This window comes from Acinetobacter pecorum (assembly GCF_014837015.1).
In the GTDB taxonomy this organism is placed as follows: Bacteria; Pseudomonadota; Gammaproteobacteria; order Pseudomonadales; family Moraxellaceae; genus Acinetobacter; species Acinetobacter pecorum.
This window is the reverse complement of sequence record NZ_JACSPT010000006.1, coordinates 70,740-88,477: the sequence shown is the minus strand read 5'-3', so window position 1 is coordinate 88,477 and position 17,738 is coordinate 70,740. Positions and strand designations below refer to the sequence as shown.

The following is a 17,738-nucleotide window of genomic DNA, read 5'->3' as shown; positions in this document are numbered from 1 at the left end:
AAGAGGCGAATCTCCCTCCTTTATTAAAGGAGGGTTGGGGAGGATTAAAGCTTTTGAGACATAGAAAAAATTTAAATCAAACCTGTAAAAGCTAGATATCAGAGATTTGGTGAAACACGTGAATTTGGATGATTAAGGAGCACAGCAGCAATGAATAGTATTCCGGTTATGGAACTACATAGCTCTACTGAATCCCAAATAAAAACTACTCAGACGACCTGTCCTTATTGTGGAGTAGGCTGTGGCGTCATCGCGCACGTAAGCCAAACCCCGATGGGTGAAAAGGTTCAGGTTGAAGGCGATGTTCAGCATCCTGCGAACTTGGGCAAGTTGTGTATTAAAGGCAGTCATCTTGCCGATACACTTAGTCTAAAAACCCGGCTTCTGCATCCGATGACAGGTCGAAAAGAACAGCGGCACATAAGCACTTGGGATCATGCCATTTCAAGTATTGCCAATAAATTTCAGCAATGTATTGATCAGTATGGACGTGACAGCATCGCCTTTTACGTCTCCGGCCAGCTTTTGACTGAAGACTATTATGTGGTGAACAAGTTTGTAAAGGGCTATCTTGGTACTGCCAATATTGATACCAATTCAAGGCTGTGCATGTCATCTGCTGTGGCAGCACATAAACGGGCTTTCGGCGAAGACCTAGTACCGGCCAGCTACACAGATTTTGAGCAGACAGAAATGGTGGTTCTGGTGGGTTCCAATACCGCCTGGTGCCATCCGGTGCTTTATCAGCGCATCATGAAAGCCAAAGAAGAGCGGGATTTATTCGTGGTGGTGATTGATCCACGCTTTACTGCAACCTGTGAAGCGGCAGATTTACACTTACCCATTTTACCAGGTCTGGATGTCGCGCTGTTTAATGGCTTGTTGCAATATCTTCAGCAAAATGGCTATACCGATCAGGATTTTGTTACCCAGCATACTCAAGGCCTGGAGCAGGCACTTGCCAGCAGCTCGACAGAGTCATCGCTTGAAAGCGTGGCAAAACGTACCGGTATTGCTATTGAAAAATTAACCTTATTTTTTCAGAAATTTGCCCAGACCGAAAAAATCATGAGTCTGTTTTCCATGGGTGTAAACCAATCCTCTCAGGGAGTAGACAAGGCCAATAGCATTATCAACTGTCATTTATTGACAGGAAAAATAGGCAAACCCGGTTCGGCACCTTTTTCCATGACTGGACAACCGAATGCCATGGGCGGACGGGAAGTCGGGGGACTAGCCAATATGCTGGCCAGTCATCTGGATCTGGATAACCCGCAGCATCAGCAACTGGTGCAGGATTTCTGGCAAAGCCCGGTTATCGCGCAGCAGCCCGGATTAAAAGCGGTGGATTTATTTCAAGCGGTGGAAAGCGGGAAAATCAAAGCCATCTGGATTATGGCCACTAATCCGATCGTGAGTTTGCCCGATGCAGATCAGGTTAAACGCGCTCTGGAGAAGTGTGAATTTGTGGTGGTTTCCGATATTTGTCTCGACACCGATACCACGCAATATGCCGATGTACTGTTACCGGCACTGGGTTGGGGCGAAAAAGATGGCACAGTCACCAATTCGGAGCGCCGTATTTCCCGGCAAAAGGCTTTTTTGCCGGCTCCAGGTGAAGCCAAAGCAGACTGGTGGGCCATTTCCGGGGTGGCTCAGGTCTTAGGTTTTAGCGGTTTTGACTTTAACAATAGCCATGACATTTTTCTGGAACATGCCCGTTTATCTGCTTATCAGAATAGTTCGCTTTCGCAACGTGAAGATACACCGAATTTTCGCTATTTCAACCTGCAAGGTTTAACTCATCTCGGTTTTGCGGAATACCAGAATCTGGCACCGATCCAGTGGCCGGTCTGGGATAAGCAAGAAGTTCATCAGGTTGGTCAACTATTTAGCCAAGGCCTGTTTAGTCATGCAGATGGCAAAGCTAGATTTGTGCCGACGATTGCAGCCGATCCGGTACATGCTATTTCTGCTGAATATCCTCTGATCCTGAATACCGGACGCATTCGCGATCAATGGCACACCATGAGCCGCACCGGATTATCTGCCAGTTTATCCCAGCATCGTGCCGAGCCTTATTGTGAGCTGCATCCGCAAGATGCGCTGAAATATGGCCTGAAAGATGCCGAGCTGGTCGAGGTGAAATCCGCTTGGGGAAGTTGTGTACTCCGTGTGCAATTTTCACAAAATATGCGACGTGGCCAGATTTTTGCACCGATTCACTGGAACGACCAGTTTGCATCCGATGCGCGGATTGGCAAAGTAGTTAATCCGGTAGTTGACCCGATTTCCGGCGAGCCAGAATTTAAGCATACTCCGGTGATGATCAAGCCATTTTATACTCAGTGGCAGGGCGTGCTGTATGTACGGGAAGGCTTTGAACAACAGATCCAGACCATGATTGAAAATACGGTGTGGTGGAGCAAAATTCAAACCACTCAGGCCATCCGTTATGAACTGGCAGACCGGCGCCGTTTTTCTGACATCACCGGGCAGATCAAGAGCCTGTTAGCCTTTGATGATGAAAGCTTTGAATGGCTGAATCTCGAAGATCAAACGGCGCATATCAGTCATAGTGTGGTGCTTCAGGATGGCCAGTTAATTGCCAGTTTTTATATCGCACCAGCGGCGCTATTGCCAGATCGTGACTGGGTGGCTGGCCTGTTTAGACGTGAACGTCTGAGTGCATTACATCGTAAAGCATTGCTGGCAGGTCAGGCCATGTCAATGGGAAATAGTGAAGGTTCATTGGTCTGTAGCTGTTTTAAGGTCGGTAAGAACAGAATTATTCAAACCATTAAAGATAAAAATATCACGCATGAAAAACAGGTGACTGCATGTCTGAAAGCCGGAGGAAATTGCGGTTCATGTTTGCCCGAAATTAGAGGCCTGATTAAAGCCTGCCAGACGGAGTACATAGAATGAAAAGAAGAGTGATGAAAACGGTGTCTTATCCGGAAACCGAGGTGGTGATCCTGGCCGGCGGTTTAGCGCGGCGCATGAATGGCATCAATAAATTACTGCACAAATTTGATGATGAAATCCAGCTAATTAAAATCCATCAGCAGTTGAAGTCCCGGGCAAGCAAAGTCTGGGTCAATAGCCATCGGGATCATTCCATTTATAAACGGATGATTCCTTCGATTGATTTTTATCAGGACGATGAACCCGGCTTTCAGGGACCATTGATGGGCATGAAGAGTGCCTGGTCATATGTACAATCTGATTATGTGCTGTTCGTACCCTGTGATGTGACCTATATTCCCAAAAAGGTCATTTCACGTTTACATCAGGCCCTGCAACGACATCCTTTATCTGAAGTGGCGGTGGTTGAAATAAATGAAAAAGCATTGTTTCCATTCTGTCTTATGAAACGCAGCAGCTTACCCACTCTTATACAACATCTTGAAAATGATCAACACAGTTTAAAACTCTGTTTTGCTGACATGCACATGCAGCGGGCAAGTTTTAAAAATCGTGCCCTGTTTTTCCACAGTATTAATTCATTTGATGAGCTACAGCAGCATCAACAGCTTAACTTTCTCTAGCGTTTAAAATGCTAAAAGCCGAATTATTATATTTTGGCTCACCAAAATATTGCTTTTTTTATTTTTCGAGCAAACTTTCGGACTAAAAAAGAACAAATATTATCCATTAATATTCAAGAAAAATAAATTTGTGCAAAGTTGGAACACTTATTGCTCATTCATTGTGAAGAAATAGGGCAGTAAATCAAGACTGTTAAATAACCGTGCAGATCTCATCATGGACCGCAGCAATGAACAGCATGACAGCTTTAGCACCTCGCAGTATCTTTCAGGATCAGTTTGGACGCCAGAAACGTAAGTTGCGGATCTCGGTGACTGACCGCTGTAATTTCAAATGCAGCTATTGCATGCCTGAACATCCGGAATGGATAAATAAAAAAGATTTGCTCAGTTTTGAAGCCCTCTATGCTTTTTGCGAGTTTATGGTGCGACACGGGATTGAGCAGATCCGGGTGACGGGGGGAGAACCGTTGATGCGTCAAGGTATTGTTCATTTTATTGCCCGATTACAGACGCTGAAAGCCTTTGGCCTGAAACGTATTTCCATGACCAGTAATGGCCATTATTTAGCAGATTATGCTCAATCGCTTAAACAGGCAGGACTGAACGACCTAAATATCAGTCTGGACAGTCTTGATCCAAAGCAGTTTCAGCAACTGACCCAAAAACAGTTACAGCCTGTACTGAATGGCATTTCTGCCATGCAGCAGGCAGGTTTGACCGTCAAGATCAATAGTGTGCTGATCAAAGGTATCAATGACGATCAGATTATTCCTTTGGTTAAGTGGGCACAGCATCAGGCTGTAGAACTGCGTTTTATTGAGTTTATGCCCCTCGATGGCGATCAGAAATGGAATCCGTCTGATGTCATCAGTGAGCAGGATATCCTGGATCAACTGAAAACCGAATTTGATGTCCAGATATCTCAAGGACAGGGCGCCAATCCAGCCCGTGGCTATCTGGTCAATGGGCAGCCTTTGGGGATTATTTCCACCATTACCCATTCATTTTGTAGTGATTGTGATCGCCTACGCCTCAATGCCCAAGGCGAATTTTATAACTGTTTATTTGCCAGACAAGGCCTGAACCTTAAGGCAGATATCGAACAACTGGCGCTGGATCATTTCGCCACACAGACATTTCAGCACAAGCTTCACGCTTATATCTGGCGTAAAGAGGCCGGTTTTCATGCGATTCAGCAATCACCAATACAAAAGCCGATCCGAAAAATCAGCATGCACAGCATTGGAGGATAAATATGTCTCTCACTCAGCAAAAATTAATTCATATCAAAATAGAAGCCTTCGGTGCGATTGAACGACAACTTCCAGTAGATTTAAATTTGCAATGCGAGTCTGAAATTCAGGTTACTGAAGTCCTGAACCAGTTGCTATTCATCTATCCCAATATACAGCACATGCTGGAACGCTGCGCCTGTGCAATCGGTGAAGACATTATTTCCAGACAGAATGTTTTAAATCAGGACAGTACGTTGGTACTGTTATCACCGGTAGCAGGAGGCTGAGATGCAACTCAAACCATTAAAACAATTTGCCCGAATCCAGCAGACTGCTTTCAGGATGGAGGATTTTGATGGTATTCAGCACTTTCCGGAATGTGGTGGAATCGGCATCTTTGTCGGCACAGTACGTAACTATCATCAGGGGAAAGCTGTGCGTGCCCTGAAATATACTGCCTATGCGCCTGTGGCTGAAAAAATGATTCGTGAAATTGAACAGCAGATTCAGACCAAATACCAGGTGTCTTATGTGCGGGTGGTGCATCGGATTGGTGAGTTGGGGATTGGAGAAACAGCCATCATTGCTATGGCTTATGCGGCCCATCGTCTAGAGGCCTTTGCTGCCTGTGAGGAAGCTGTGGAACGGGTAAAGCATGAAGTTCCGGTCTGGAAAGAAGAATTTTATATGGATGGTAGCAGTCAATATGTCGAAGGCTGTTGTATCCGAAAAGATCATGGACCTGAAACGGATCATTCCCATCCTGCAGAAGATGTGCATTGTCACCATCACCATGTAGCACCACACGCTTGCCAATCACCATCTAATTAAATGCGTCCAATGAGAACCCATAACATAAATCACTTTAAACAGATTTTTAAATTAGTCCGAGATGAATCATGAAAAATGTAGGGATGAAAGCAGAAAGTTATCGTACAGCAATTGCCACTGGAATCCTGCATGCACCGGCACATTGCATTGAGTTGCTGCGTAATGGCAATACTGAAAAAGGTGATGCCCTGAAAACAGCACGCATTGCCGGCATTCTCGGTGCCAAACGGACCGATGAGCTGATTCCACTATGCCATCCATTGCCGATTTATCGTGCCGATGTGGAATATAAACTGTGTGATGCGCATGTCGAAATTATTGCTACCGTGGAAACCATTGGACCAACCGGTGTAGAAATGGAAGCTTTGACAGCGGTGAGTCTGGCGGGTCTGACCTTGTATGACATGCTGAAGCCGCATTGTGAACCGGAAGATTTGTCGCTAGATCAATGCAGGTTGCAGCAGAAAAAAGGTGGAAAATCACATTTTACCCGCGTACTTAAAGAGAGTCTGTCCGCTTCAGTTATTGTACTGTCCGATACGGTTGCAGCAGGCAAAAAGCCGGACACTGCCGGGCAAAACGTACTGGAAATTTTAAAAGAAGCCAATTTTGATTCTATTAGTTATCAGGTCATTCCCGATAGCCCAGAACAGCTCTTGACCCTGATTGAACAGCAGAAAAATCAGTATCCGCTGATTCTAACTGTGGGCGGTACTGGTTTAGGTCCTAAAGACCTAACGGTTGAAACCCTGCAACCTTTGCTGCAACGGGAAATTCCCGGCTTGATGGAAGCTTCACGTAGTTTTGGGCAAAAACGTACCCCTTATGCGGCATTAAGTCGTGGCGTGGCGGGCTATATTGAGAACAGTCTGGTGATGACCTTGCCGGGAAGTCGGCAGGGGGCGAAAGAATCCCTGATCGCGGTGCTTCCAGCGTTGGTGCACTTATTTGATGTGCAAAAAAACATTCCACATGCGGGAGGTTATCAATGAATCAGGCAATATCACATTCAGCCTGCGGTGCTGAACCGGGACTGATTTCTGTTGATCAGGCACTGCAGATGATACTTGAGCAGACGCATATCCTGGTAACTGAAAGCCTGCCGCTTGCTCAGGCTCTGAATCGCTATCTGGCAGAAGCGATTGATTCGGCCATTCCATTGCCGCTGTTTTCACAAAGTGCTGTAGATGGCTATGCGCTTTGCAGTCCAGAAAATCTTAGGACTCACAGCACTTTTGAACTAATTGGAGAAATTCGGGCAGGGCAAAGCACTGAAATTGAACTACGACCAGCTCAGGCAGTCCGGATTTTTACCGGTGCCAGGATTCCAGCAGGAACTACAACGGTCGCCCGTCAGGAAATTGTCGAATACCATGCCAATCAAATCATTATCACAACAGACCTAAAACCTCATACGGATATACGTGATGCAGGCGAGGAAATCGCACAAGGACAACGTCTGGCAGATGTAGGACAAAAACTGCATGTAGGTGCAATTGCAGCTTTAAGTATGGCAGGTGTGAAGCAGGTTTTAGTCTATCGTTATCCTAAAATCGCTATTGTGATTACTGGAGATGAAGTCGCTTCCAGCATTGAAGACCTGAATTCCGGCAAAATCTTTGACGCCAATGCTCCACTAATTCAGGCCTGGTTTCAGTCACAGGGACAAAACGTAGATATTCTGCATGTGTCCGATTGTGAGTCCGAACTGCAATTATTACTGAACCGACTCAAACACCAATACGATGTCATCTTGACCACAGGCGGGGTTTCGGTAGGTGATTATGATTTCATTCGCCCGGTTGCCCTGAAGCAGGGTTTTGAGCAGATTTTCTGGAAAGTGAAGCAGAAGCCCGGAAAACCGATGTTATTTGCCAAGTATCGTCGAGATGATCAAGGTTACTGTTATCTCTTGGGTTTACCGGGAAATCCGGCTGCCGTGTATGTCGGGATGCAAATCTATACGGCAACTTTACTGAATGCCTTACAAGGGAAAAAGCAGTCACCTGCATGGTTGAGTGCGGTGATGACGCATGATTTGAAAGCGGATGCACGCGAGCGATTTTTAAGAATGGCTGCCGAATTTGATCAGGGTACCTTACAACTCAAGAGCCTGGCAAAGCAGCAGTCGCATATGCTTAGTAATCTGATACAGGCCAACTGTCTGGTTCGTATTCCGGCAGGAACAGAAATCCAGGCTGGGCAAGTCGTACAGGGTTTATGGATTTAAACTGAATGCAAAGTAGAAATAAACAGATGCAACTTTTCAGAATCTTATTCATCGGCATGCTGCTTATATCCGGCTTAACACATGCTGAGACAGTAAAAATATATGCTGCAGCCAGCCTGACCAATGCAATCACTGATATTTCCAAGCTATATCAGCAGCAACATCGCAATATTCGAATTATTCCTGTTTTTGGAGCATCTTCTGTGCTGGCCAGACAGATTGCAGCAGGAGCTGAGAGTGATATCTTTATTTCTGCAGATATTGAATGGATGCATGATTTACTTAAAAAACAAAAAATTTCGATCGGTCAGATTCGACCTTTGCTCTTGAATGAACTTGTATTGATTAGTCCTATTCAGCAAAAAAACCATTTTAGAATATCAGCCGACTTTAATTTTGCTAAAGCCTTTCAAGGTTATTTATGTACCGGACAAATGGAGTCGGTGCCTGCCGGAAAATATGCCCAGCAAAGCTTAACCCGGCTGGGCTGGTTGAATCCGCTTCGGGGCAGAATAGTCGGGACGGATAGCGTCCGTTCAACTCTCGCATTTGTAGAACGTGGCGAATGTCAGGTCGGCATTGTGTATAGAACCGATGCCTTGATGAGTAAAAAAGTTAAAATTTCGGGAGTGTTTCCAGCCAGCACACATCGTCCGATTGTGTATCCGATTGCTTTAACCCGGCAAGGCCAGAAAAATCAGGCAGCAGTCCAGTTTTCTGAATTTATCCAGACGAGCGCACAGGCCAGACAGATTTTCCAGAAATATGGTTTTAAGTTTAAGGTAGGCTAACTGCTCATGCTTACTCCAGAAGAATTGAATGCCTTAGCGCTTTCAGCCAAAGTGGCGGGCTTTGCCACAGCGGTGTGCCTGCCATTTGCTATCGCCGTGGCATGGCTGCTGGCACGTTATGAATTCCGAGCCAAATTTCTCGTAGAGGCTATATTGCAGATGCCTATGGTGCTACCGCCGGTAGTGCTGGGCTATCTTCTGCTCCTGCTATTTGGCCATCAGGGGATACTGGGGCAATATCTGCATGCATGGGGAATTCAGCTGATATTTAACTGGAAAGGTGCGGTACTGGCAGCAATGATTGTGGCATTTCCTTTAATGGTTCAACCAATTCGCTTGTCTTTTCAAATGATCAACCGGCAGTTAGAACAGGTGGCAGGATCTCTGGGCGCCGCACCATGGCGGGTATTCTGTAGCATTAGCCTACCTTTGGCTTTGCCGGGGATTTTAATCGGCAGCATTTTATGTTTCAGCCGCAGTCTAGGAGAGTTTGGTGCCACGATTACTTTTGTCGGTAATATTCCCGAAGAAACACGCACGATTCCCATTGCCATTTATAGTCTGTTACAACAACCTGATGGAGAAAGCATGGCTATGCGTCTGGTCATTTTATCTCTGATTCTGGCTTTTTCTGCCTTGATTGCAAATTACTGGATCATGCAGAAGTATCAACGTAAATTGGAGGCTTAAGATGCTGAAGTGTAATTTTCAGTTTAATTACGCAAATTTCCAGCTACAGGCCAATCTGGATATGCAGACGCAGTTGATTGGTATTGTCGGAGCATCAGGAAGTGGGAAAAGCACCTTTTTAAAAAATATTGCAGGGCTATTAAAACCATCACAAGGCTTTATTCATTTTCAGCAAAAAATACTATTTGATCATCAGCAGAAACTGAATATTCCTGTTCATCAAAGAAAAATTGCCCTGATTTTTCAGCAAGCCCTCCTGTTTCCGCATCTGAATGTCATGCAGAATTTAAGATATGCAGAACAGCTAAATATAAAAAATAAAGGTCAGCAGAAATTTCTTTTTGAAGACATCGTTGAGCTACTTGAATTAAAGGCTCTGCTTCGGCATCGGGCGCATCAACTTTCTGGTGGACAGGCACAGCGCGTTTCTATCGGACGTGCACTTTTATCTTCTCCCGATCTATTACTTTTGGATGAACCTTTAAATGGACTGGATCAAAAGCTGAAAAACCAGATTCTACCCTTTCTGAAAATTGTAATTAATCAAACAAACTTACCCATGATTTATGTGACTCATCATGTAGATGAAGTGGCGTATTTAGAGGCACAGTTGCTGCATTTTGAAAAGGGAAAAATAGTCTGATGCAATGCTGCACCGATTTAAACCAGCAATGATTCCGAGCAGGTCATCCTCTCTCTGTTTTGCAAAAAATGCCTCAGAAGATAGCTATTTTTTCACTATTTTTAAGAAAAAAAGGTTTAGTTTAAGAGTTTAAATATAATATATTTTATATAAAACAGTATCTTATTTTATTTTAAAATTAATCTGGCATGACCTGTGCATATATCTGATTAAAGTCAAAGAAGACTCTATATTTGTATGACGGCCAATGACGTCCGTTCTGATCGTTACTGATATGCCTCGGCATCACAGTGACTTAAATATGTTCAGTTCTGGTAAGGAAAATGGCTATGTCTTCAAATACAAGTCTCAATAAAGCAACAAAAATAAGTCTATTTAACTTCAGTACTTCAGCGATGCGAGCCTTCCATATGAGTTGGCTCGCTTTTTTTGTCTGTTTCTTTGCGTGGTTTGCCTGTGCACCGTTAATGCCGGTTATTGCCGGTGAATTCAGCCTGACCAAAGAGCAGATCGCCAATATCAATATTGCCGCAGTCGCCATTACCATTCTGGTGCGTCTGATCGTGGGACCGCTGTGTGATAAATACGGTCCGCGTAAAACCTATACTGCTTTACTGATTATTGGCAGTATTCCGGTGTTTGGTGTGGCATCGGCCAACAGCTATGAATCTTTCTTGTTTTTCCGTTTATTGATTGGGGCCATCGGTGCCAGCTTCGTGATTACCCAATATCATACCAGTATTATGTTTGCGCCAAATGTGGTGGGAACGGCAAATGCAACTACAGCAGGTTGGGGTAATGCCGGTGGCGGTGCGACTCAAGCCCTGATGCCGTTAATGCTGGCTGCTTTGGTGATGTTCGGTGTAGAACAGGCAATGGGATGGAGAATTGCACTTCTGGTTCCGGGTATTCTGATGATCATTGTCGGTGTATTGTACTGGAAGTTCACTCAGGACTGTCCACAAGGCAATTTTAAAGAACTCCGTGCTCAAGGTATTTCTGTTGGTAGCGATAAAAAAGGCGGCCTTGCAATCTTGATGCATGCCGCACGTAACTACCGTGTGTGGATTCTATTTGGAGCTTACGCAGCCTGTTTTGGTATTGAAATTTTCATCCATAATATTATTGCCTTGTACTTTGTTGACAACTTTCAGTTTGGCTTAAAAGAGGCAGGCATGGCTGCCGGAATTTTTGGTTTACTGGCGTTGTTTGCCCGCGCCTTGGGTGGTATTGTTTCAGACAAAGTTGCGATTCAAAAAGGTCTGGATGGTCGAACCAAAGTCCTATTTGCCTTGATCATGCTGGAAGGTCTGTTTCTTATTCTATTTTCGCAAATGAACAGCGCGACCTTGGCTATTATGGCGATGACTATCTTTGCTTTGTTTACCCATATGGCATGTGGCGCTACCTATGCACTGGTGCCTTTTATCGACCGTGATGCCTTGGGTGGTGTGGCCGGTATTATTGGAGCAGGTGGCAATGTCGGCGCGGTAGCTGCAGGTTTCCTGTTAAAAGGCATGTTAGATATTCAAACCACCCTGATGGTACTGGGTGGCTTGGTGGTGATTGCTGCAAGTTGTGTGTTGATGATCCGCTTCTCTGTCGAGCATAAAGAAAAAGAACAGCTGTTATATGAACAGGCAGTAAATGAACGTCATCTGGCGGAAGCACAGCAATAACACAACACGCCCTGATATAAAATGAATTGACAAAAAGGATAGCAATATCCTTTTTGTTGGTTTTGCTAACTCAATAATAAAATGATGAACTCAATATTCAGGATAGGAAAGTATTATTTTAAAAGGATAGGATGATTGAATTAATCGGATAAACAATAAAAGTATTTATAGTTTATATGTTTAATTTGAGATGAAAAAATTATATATGTTTTAATAAAGATTATTAAAAAATAAATGAATTTAATAAGTGCAGATAAAATAAAAGCCATTTTAATAATGGCTTTTATTTTTAAAAAAAGTAGATCAATAAGTTTTATAAGGTAAAAACTTTCCGGATAATACGACATTCACCCGATCTCCGTTTGGATTATTCTCTCGTTGAATATCCATGCTGAAATCAATTGCACTCATAATTCCATCTCCGAATTCTTCGTGGATCAGTTCTTTAATGGTCATACCATAGATGTTGACAACCTCATACCAGCGATAAATCAGCGGATCTGTCGGCACACTAGTTGGCAGAGAACCCTTATAGGGTACAATTTGCAGCCAGGCAATGGCTTCGTCAGTCAACCCAAATATTTCACCAATTTTTTCTGCCTGTTCTTTATTAAAAGCCATCTGACCTAAACATGCAGCAGTCACCCATTCTTTAGAAAGGCCTATAGCTTCAGCGACATCTGCCCATTTGATAGACTTTAAAACTTTCGCTGAAATAATCATGTCTGTCACTTGTTGACGATGGCTAATCATAATCTTCTCCAATAGCTATATTTAAAAAATGACCACTATAGATAATGCAGAGATTGTGCCAATATAATTATAAGGATTAAATTTTAAAATAATTTATATTATTTTTATTAGTCATTTAAAATGAGTGGCACGCTATTTGCTTTTATCTATATTAAATATGGCAATGGCGCCATGACACGATTAATCTGTTTGAATAATGCAAGGCAAAGACGCCTAGGGTTGAAATAGACTTTAGGCGTTTTTTATTTGCAAACAGGCAAGTTATTTATATAAAGGGGATAAAAATATGGCTTATCTTGCTCCTGCAGAGTTTGCAAAAAAAGTAGTTGATGCCGGTGAGGCAAAACTTCATATGGCAACGCGTGATGTTTTGATTCGTGCTTTTATGGCAGGTGCAATTCTGGCACTGGCAGCAGTATTTGCAGTCACTGTGGGTATACAAACAGGAGTACCGCTGATCGGTGCATTGTTATTTCCAGTTGGCTTCTGCATGTTGTATCTCTTGGGCTATGACCTGCTCACTGGGGTATTTGTATTGACCCCTTTGGCTTGGCTAGACAAACGACCAGGGGTGACGTGGTCACGTATTTTAAAAAACTGGGGTCTGGTTTTTTTAGGTAACTTTGCCGGATGTTTAACCGTGGCAGTGTTAATGGCCGCTGTCTATACCATGGGTTTCGCCGCTGAACCGAATGCGGTCGGGGTGAAAATTGCCCATATAGGTGAAGACCGGACTTTAGGCTATGCCGAATATGGTCTTGCTGGCTGGATAACGATTTTTATCCGCGGCATGCTGTGTAACTGGATGGTATCACTCGGGGTAATTGGTGCCATGATGTCAACCACGGTCAGCGGCAAATTCATCGCGATGTGGATGCCGATCATGCTGTTCTTTGCCATGGGTTTTGAACATTCAGTCGTGAATATGTTCCTGTTCCCATTTGCCATGATGATGGGCGGTGATTTCTCGATTACAGACTATTTCTTGTGGAATGAATTACCGGTGGCACTGGGTAATTTAGTGGGTGGTCTGGCACTGACAGGTCTGGCGCTCTATACCACGCATGTACGTACTGGCGCTAAAAAAGAATTCTAATCTGAGCGTGATGATTTATGTCTTGAGATTAAAGGGATCAATTCGATCCCTTTTTGAGTATTTAAAATGAATAAAAAATTAAAGATCAGTATTGGGCAATATTCTTCCGCTGGAATCAAAGCACAGAATCAGGATTTTCACGGGGTCTATATTCCTGAAGGCCACGCGCTTAGCAGTAAGGGAATTGCCTGTGCAATTGCAGACGGGATCAGCAGCAGCAATGTCAGTCATATTGCAGCAGAAACTGCGGTCAGCAGTTTTCTATCGGATTATTATTCGACTTCAGATGCATGGAGTACCCAAACTTCAGCGGCACGGGTCATTCGTGCGACCAACTCTTGGCTCTATGCACAAACCCAGCAGAGCCGCGGGCGTTTTGATAAAGATCAGGGTTATGTCTGCACCTTTAGTGCACTGATTTTGAAACAAAACAGGGCATATATCTTTCATGCTGGCGATAGCCGGATTTATCGCATTCAGGCACAAGCCATTGAACAGTTGACGGCTGATCACCGGGTTTTCCTGTCATCAACAGAACATTATTTAAGTCGTGCACTGGGTGCCGACCATCGTATCGATGTCGATTATCAGCAGCTTGAATTATGTGAAGATGATTTATTTATCTTGATGACAGATGGTGTCTATGAATTTATGGAGATGCAGCTCATCTCGGAGATGCTGCAACAGAACCAACATCTGGATCTCATTGCCAAGTCTATAATCGAGCTGGCTTTAAAGCGGGGTAGTGATGACAATCTCACCATTCAAATCATTAAAGTGGAACAGTTGCCTGAGGAGGAATCCTTTCATATCAAGAGCCATGTTTTATTTCCGCAACAGCTGAGTCATGGTGACCTGTTTGAAGGTTATCGAATTGATAAAATCCTGCACCAAAATCATCGCAGCAGCCTCTATTGGGCGCGTGATGAAGCGACACAAAATCAGCTGGTCATTAAAACCTTATCTGTCGATGTGCAGGATGACCTGAAAGCGGTAGAACAATTCCAGTTAGAAGAGTGGGTATCGAAACGCTTGAAACATGAAAATCTGCTGCAATGCTATCCGCATAAGGGCAGCAAGCAGTTTTTATTTCAAAGTTATGAATACTTGCAAGGGGAAAGTCTAAGTCGCTGGCTGCATCGTCAAAAAACTGCCATAACTTTACAGCAGTTGCTTCCCATCATTGAACAGGTGGCCAAAGCATTGAATGCCATGCACCGTCTTGAAATGCTGCACCAAGATGTACGACCAGAAAATATCATGCTGCTCGAACCAGTTGATACCTTGAAAGTGAAACTGATTGATTATGGATCGACCGCGGTCAGAGGTCTGGTTGAACTGAATCCCAAACACGCAGATGTTCCTTTAGGAACTTTGGCCTTTATGGCACCTGAGTATTTTATTGGACGTTCGCCCTCAGTAAAATCAGATCAGTTCTCGCTGGCGGTGATGAGTTATTATTTATTGACCCGACAATTACCTTATGGGACAGACCTCGCGCGCTGCAAGACCGAAAAGGCCTTAAAGCAGGTTCGATATCATCCACTTTATGAGTATCGACCGGATCTGCCACATGACTTGGACGCAATCTTTAAAAAAGCGCTTTCTATTCGTCCAGAGCAGCGCTATGAAGCACTTTCAGCATTTATATATGATCTGAAACACCCAGATCTCAAATTTAAAAAATCAGTTTCACGTCCTATGCTTGAAAAGCATCCAGTCACTTTCTGGAAATCCTGCACAGTGATTCTGTTTTTGTTATTGCTCTGGGTGTTTGCACTGTATTTTAGCCAATGAAAATAATTCAAATAGGCTGTTCAACGATTTTTTTGACTGGAGTAAAAAATCGGATCTGATTCAAGCTGAGATGCAGTCAAAATATCTATTTATTCTTATTGCATATTTTTATATTTTTACGATGATTGACTCTGTGTTTTTGAAGATTATCTCTATAAAATAGCAAATGCAGTTAAAATCTAAATAAGCATAAAAACATTGGAATAATAATTGCTTATTTTTAATACCACTAGAATAAAAAGGTAGATAAGACATGAAACTTCAATTTTTTAGGCTGATCTTAATCGCGAGTAGCTCCATTGTGATGAGCCAAACCAGTTTCGCGGGAGATGGAGGCTTACGTTTTGCTGAAAAGAATCAGGAAAAAGTGGCACAAATTCAGGCCAAGAAAAAAGTGGCAGAGACACAAGCTCAACCCCTACAAGCAAAAGCCAGTACAGAGACGAAACAGTAAAATAGCAGCCATATAAAAGACTTTACCGTTCTTCCTGGATCTGATAGATAAATGTATGGTTTGGAATAGATAGACCAGAATTTTTGCAATGCTCATAAATAAAAAAACTCCCCACATATTTTAAAATATGGGGAGTTTTTTATTTTGCATCTCAGGGAAAATTACTGAATTTGTTCCTCATCCTGTTTTTCCTGACGTAATTGATCCCGCTGACGCTGTGGATCCTGGATGCCTAATTGACCGCGCTGGATTTCCCGATCCTGTTTTTCTTGCGGATCAAGTTGTTCTTCAGTGAGTTCTTCATCATTTCGATCGATTGGATTCTGCATGGTCTTTCATCCTCTAAAATACTGTCTGTTTTTATTGTATGAATACAGCAAAATTAGTCTGTGAGTTTTATGCCTGAGTTATTTTTCTAACGTGTTGCAGCTGTAAGTTTAAGCAATATTTTATGGGGGGAATTTAATTAAAATAATTAACTGTATAAAAATTATAATTTTAACTTATGAAAATCCTAGATGAGTCATACTCATTAATTTTCAATTTAAATGAAAATTAATAAATAATTGTGAGCGATTGGGGTATGCTAAAGACAGAACAAATGTGATTACTTTTTGAATTTTTGGTATTTCCCATGATAGAACTCCGCCATTTAAGAACCCTGACTGCTCTGCGGGAGCATGGCTCCCTGGTTGCAGCCGCAAGTGATTTATGTTTAACACCATCGGCCTTGTCACATCAGCTACGTGAGCTTGATCAGTGGTTTGGCGTTGAAGTGGTAAACCGGCGTAATCGTCCTGTAAGTTTTTCAAATGTGGGGTTACGGTTATTAAAACTGGCAGATGAAATATTACCGCAAGTTCAAAGTGCACAGGGTGATATCAGCCGTATTGTGCATGGTCAGACCGGGAGAATTGTCTTCTCTTCCGAATGTCATAGCTGTTTTGACTGGCTAATGCCATTGCTTAACCAGTACCGGATGCAATATCCGGATGTAGACTTGGACTTTGCCTCAGGTTTTGAATCGAATCCCCATGAATTACTGCAAACTGGAGAGTTTGATCTGCTGATCACTGCTGATCCAATTGCACTCAAAGGTATTGAATATTTTCCGATTTTTGAATACGAATCACGCCTGGTTTTATCCAATACTCATTCCTTGGTAAGAGCGAAACATATTACTGTTGAGGAGCTGGCTGAAGAAACGCTGGTGACCTATCCGGTGGATAAACACCGTTTGGATATCATGTCGCGTCTGTTTATCCCCGCTAATGTATTACCTAAAGCTATTCGTACCACTGATTTAACCCAAATGCTGATCCAGCTGGTAGCCAGTGGGCGCGGGATTGGTGCATTGCCAGACTGGGTGGTAAATGAATATGAACAAAAGGGCTGGGTGACTTCACGCCGTTTAGACTGTGTGGCGCCTGAAGGATTGCGCCGTACTTTATACGCTGGCTATCGTACAGAAGAAAAGCAGAAAGATTATTTTGAAGGCTTCTTGAAACAGCTGGACCGTTTTTCCAAAAAAAGGCAGGCTTATTACAACTAATCAATGAAAAATTGAATATCTTTAGACTTATTACTGCTAAAAAATCCTGTTAGTCAGGATTTTTTAATTTTAACTTTCCTGGTCTGCATCATTTTGATTGATCTATAAGCTGATACAGCTGTTTAATCCAGCTTTCGTATTTAATGAACTGGTTTAGTCGATCATAATTTCTGACAAGTATTACATTTTGCCAAGTGGGAATGTATCTGTGCAGAATTAAATATCATATTATTAAATATCAATTACTTAAAATTTAAATTCCAGGAACTTGTAGGGATATAGTTCTGATCTTGCAAATTCATTTTTAATAAAAAGATTAAATAAAATTTAAAAACATACGCTGATCAGTCAATTTTTTGGCACAAAATAACTCCTGAAATTACCAAGGTTGATCTATGCTACAGCAAGATTTTTAATCCACATCTCAAGCAGA

17 protein-coding genes are annotated in these 17,738 nt (G+C 43.0%); 15 read left to right on the top strand and 2 right to left on the bottom strand.

Annotated elements, in window-relative coordinates:
- Positions 1–150 precede the first annotated feature (150 nt).
- The 11 genes from H9629_RS06340 (at position 151) to H9629_RS06290 (ending at position 11,653) form a co-directional block, all read left to right on the top strand.
- The gene (locus tag H9629_RS06340; protein WP_064096746.1) at positions 151–2,928 is read left to right on the top strand and encodes a nitrate reductase; all 2,778 of its coding nucleotides are present in this window, start codon (positions 151–153) and stop codon (positions 2,926–2,928) included.
- Positions 2,925–3,551 (top strand): molybdenum cofactor guanylyltransferase, encoded by a 627-nt coding sequence (gene mobA / locus H9629_RS06335; protein ID WP_064096747.1) that lies wholly within the window; start codon positions 2,925–2,927, stop codon positions 3,549–3,551. Before H9629_RS06340 ends, mobA begins: the two co-directional genes overlap by 4 nt.
- Positions 3,552–3,781: 230 nt before the next feature.
- A complete protein-coding gene (gene moaA / locus H9629_RS06330; RefSeq protein WP_191730739.1) occupies positions 3,782–4,807 on the top strand; it encodes a GTP 3',8-cyclase MoaA in 1,026 nt (341 codons plus the stop codon).
- A gap of 2 nt (positions 4,808–4,809) precedes the next feature.
- Entirely contained in the window at positions 4,810–5,076 is a 267-nt protein-coding gene (locus tag H9629_RS06325) for a MoaD/ThiS family protein (protein ID WP_191730738.1), read from the top strand.
- A gap of 1 nt (position 5,077) precedes the next feature.
- On the top strand, positions 5,078–5,620 hold the full coding sequence (locus H9629_RS06320) for a molybdenum cofactor biosynthesis protein MoaE (RefSeq protein ID WP_191730737.1): 543 nt from the start codon (positions 5,078–5,080) through the stop codon (positions 5,618–5,620).
- A 68-nt stretch (positions 5,621–5,688) separates the two neighbouring features.
- The gene (gene moaCB, locus H9629_RS06315) at positions 5,689–6,612 is read left to right on the top strand and encodes a bifunctional molybdenum cofactor biosynthesis protein MoaC/MoaB (RefSeq protein WP_191730736.1); all 924 of its coding nucleotides are present in this window, start codon (positions 5,689–5,691) and stop codon (positions 6,610–6,612) included.
- Entirely contained in the window at positions 6,609–7,850 is a 1,242-nt protein-coding gene (locus H9629_RS06310) for a molybdopterin molybdotransferase MoeA (RefSeq protein WP_144723684.1), read from the top strand. The genes moaCB and H9629_RS06310 overlap by 4 nt, the downstream gene beginning before the upstream one ends.
- 26 nt (positions 7,851–7,876) lie before the next feature.
- The gene (gene modA / locus H9629_RS06305) at positions 7,877–8,641 is read left to right on the top strand and encodes a molybdate ABC transporter substrate-binding protein (protein ID WP_191730769.1); all 765 of its coding nucleotides are present in this window, start codon (positions 7,877–7,879) and stop codon (positions 8,639–8,641) included.
- A gap of 6 nt (positions 8,642–8,647) precedes the next feature.
- Positions 8,648–9,331, top strand: coding sequence for a molybdate ABC transporter permease subunit (gene modB / locus H9629_RS06300; RefSeq protein WP_191730735.1), 684 nt, complete (start codon positions 8,648–8,650; stop codon positions 9,329–9,331).
- A 1-nt stretch (position 9,332) separates the two neighbouring features.
- Positions 9,333–9,974, top strand: a complete 642-nt coding sequence (locus tag H9629_RS06295; RefSeq protein ID WP_191730734.1) for an ATP-binding cassette domain-containing protein — start codon at positions 9,333–9,335, stop codon at positions 9,972–9,974.
- A 329-nt stretch (positions 9,975–10,303) separates the two neighbouring features.
- Positions 10,304–11,653, top strand: coding sequence for an MFS transporter (locus H9629_RS06290; protein WP_064102881.1), 1,350 nt, complete (start codon positions 10,304–10,306; stop codon positions 11,651–11,653).
- A 303-nt stretch (positions 11,654–11,956) separates the two neighbouring features.
- Here the strand turns inward: H9629_RS06290 and cynS are convergent, their stop codons facing one another.
- Positions 11,957–12,406 (bottom strand): cyanase, encoded by a 450-nt coding sequence (gene cynS / locus H9629_RS06285; protein ID WP_064102880.1) that lies wholly within the window; start codon positions 12,404–12,406, stop codon positions 11,957–11,959.
- Positions 12,407–12,692: 286 nt separating this feature from the next.
- Between cynS and H9629_RS06280 the strand changes: the two genes are divergently transcribed.
- The 3 genes from H9629_RS06280 (at position 12,693) to H9629_RS06270 (ending at position 15,753) form a co-directional block, all read left to right on the top strand.
- A complete protein-coding gene (locus H9629_RS06280; RefSeq protein ID WP_064096757.1) occupies positions 12,693–13,502 on the top strand; it encodes a formate/nitrite transporter family protein in 810 nt (269 codons plus the stop codon).
- Positions 13,503–13,568: 66 nt separating this feature from the next.
- Complete coding sequence (locus H9629_RS06275) at positions 13,569–15,299, top strand: bifunctional protein-serine/threonine kinase/phosphatase (protein WP_144723687.1); 1,731 nt, start codon at positions 13,569–13,571, stop codon at positions 15,297–15,299.
- 253 nt (positions 15,300–15,552) lie between these two features.
- Positions 15,553–15,753: a hypothetical protein gene (locus H9629_RS06270; RefSeq protein ID WP_064102878.1), complete on the top strand. Its 201-nt coding sequence runs from the start codon at positions 15,553–15,555 to the stop codon at positions 15,751–15,753.
- A gap of 161 nt (positions 15,754–15,914) precedes the next feature.
- Here the strand turns inward: H9629_RS06270 and H9629_RS06265 are convergent, their stop codons facing one another.
- The gene (locus tag H9629_RS06265) at positions 15,915–16,082 is read right to left on the bottom strand and encodes a hypothetical protein (RefSeq protein ID WP_171254973.1); all 168 of its coding nucleotides are present in this window, start codon (positions 16,080–16,082) and stop codon (positions 15,915–15,917) included.
- Positions 16,083–16,387: 305 nt separating this feature from the next.
- Here H9629_RS06265 and H9629_RS06260 point away from each other — a divergent pair, with 305 nt between their 5' ends.
- Positions 16,388–17,305: a LysR family transcriptional regulator gene (locus H9629_RS06260; protein WP_064102877.1), complete on the top strand. Its 918-nt coding sequence runs from the start codon at positions 16,388–16,390 to the stop codon at positions 17,303–17,305.
- Positions 17,306–17,738 lie beyond the last annotated feature (433 nt).

Coding starts and splice junctions, on each gene's coding strand:
- H9629_RS06340 (WP_064096746.1), top strand. CDS start 151: ATGAATAGTATTCCGGTTATGGAACTACATAGCTCTACTGAATCCCAA.
- mobA (WP_064096747.1), top strand. CDS start 2,925: ATGAAAAGAAGAGTGATGAAAACGGTGTCTTATCCGGAAACCGAGGTG.
- moaA (WP_191730739.1), top strand. CDS start 3,782: ATGAACAGCATGACAGCTTTAGCACCTCGCAGTATCTTTCAGGATCAG.
- H9629_RS06325 (WP_191730738.1), top strand. CDS start 4,810: ATGTCTCTCACTCAGCAAAAATTAATTCATATCAAAATAGAAGCCTTC.
- H9629_RS06320 (WP_191730737.1), top strand. CDS start 5,078: ATGCAACTCAAACCATTAAAACAATTTGCCCGAATCCAGCAGACTGCT.
- moaCB (WP_191730736.1), top strand. CDS start 5,689: ATGAAAAATGTAGGGATGAAAGCAGAAAGTTATCGTACAGCAATTGCC.
- H9629_RS06310 (WP_144723684.1), top strand. CDS start 6,609: ATGAATCAGGCAATATCACATTCAGCCTGCGGTGCTGAACCGGGACTG.
- modA (WP_191730769.1), top strand. CDS start 7,877: ATGCAACTTTTCAGAATCTTATTCATCGGCATGCTGCTTATATCCGGC.
- modB (WP_191730735.1), top strand. CDS start 8,648: ATGCTTACTCCAGAAGAATTGAATGCCTTAGCGCTTTCAGCCAAAGTG.
- H9629_RS06295 (WP_191730734.1), top strand. CDS start 9,333: ATGCTGAAGTGTAATTTTCAGTTTAATTACGCAAATTTCCAGCTACAG.
- H9629_RS06290 (WP_064102881.1), top strand. CDS start 10,304: ATGTCTTCAAATACAAGTCTCAATAAAGCAACAAAAATAAGTCTATTT.
- cynS (WP_064102880.1), bottom strand. CDS start 12,406: ATGATTAGCCATCGTCAACAAGTGACAGACATGATTATTTCAGCGAAA.
- H9629_RS06280 (WP_064096757.1), top strand. CDS start 12,693: ATGGCTTATCTTGCTCCTGCAGAGTTTGCAAAAAAAGTAGTTGATGCC.
- H9629_RS06275 (WP_144723687.1), top strand. CDS start 13,569: ATGAATAAAAAATTAAAGATCAGTATTGGGCAATATTCTTCCGCTGGA.
- H9629_RS06270 (WP_064102878.1), top strand. CDS start 15,553: ATGAAACTTCAATTTTTTAGGCTGATCTTAATCGCGAGTAGCTCCATT.
- H9629_RS06265 (WP_171254973.1), bottom strand. CDS start 16,082: ATGCAGAATCCAATCGATCGAAATGATGAAGAACTCACTGAAGAACAA.
- H9629_RS06260 (WP_064102877.1), top strand. CDS start 16,388: ATGATAGAACTCCGCCATTTAAGAACCCTGACTGCTCTGCGGGAGCAT.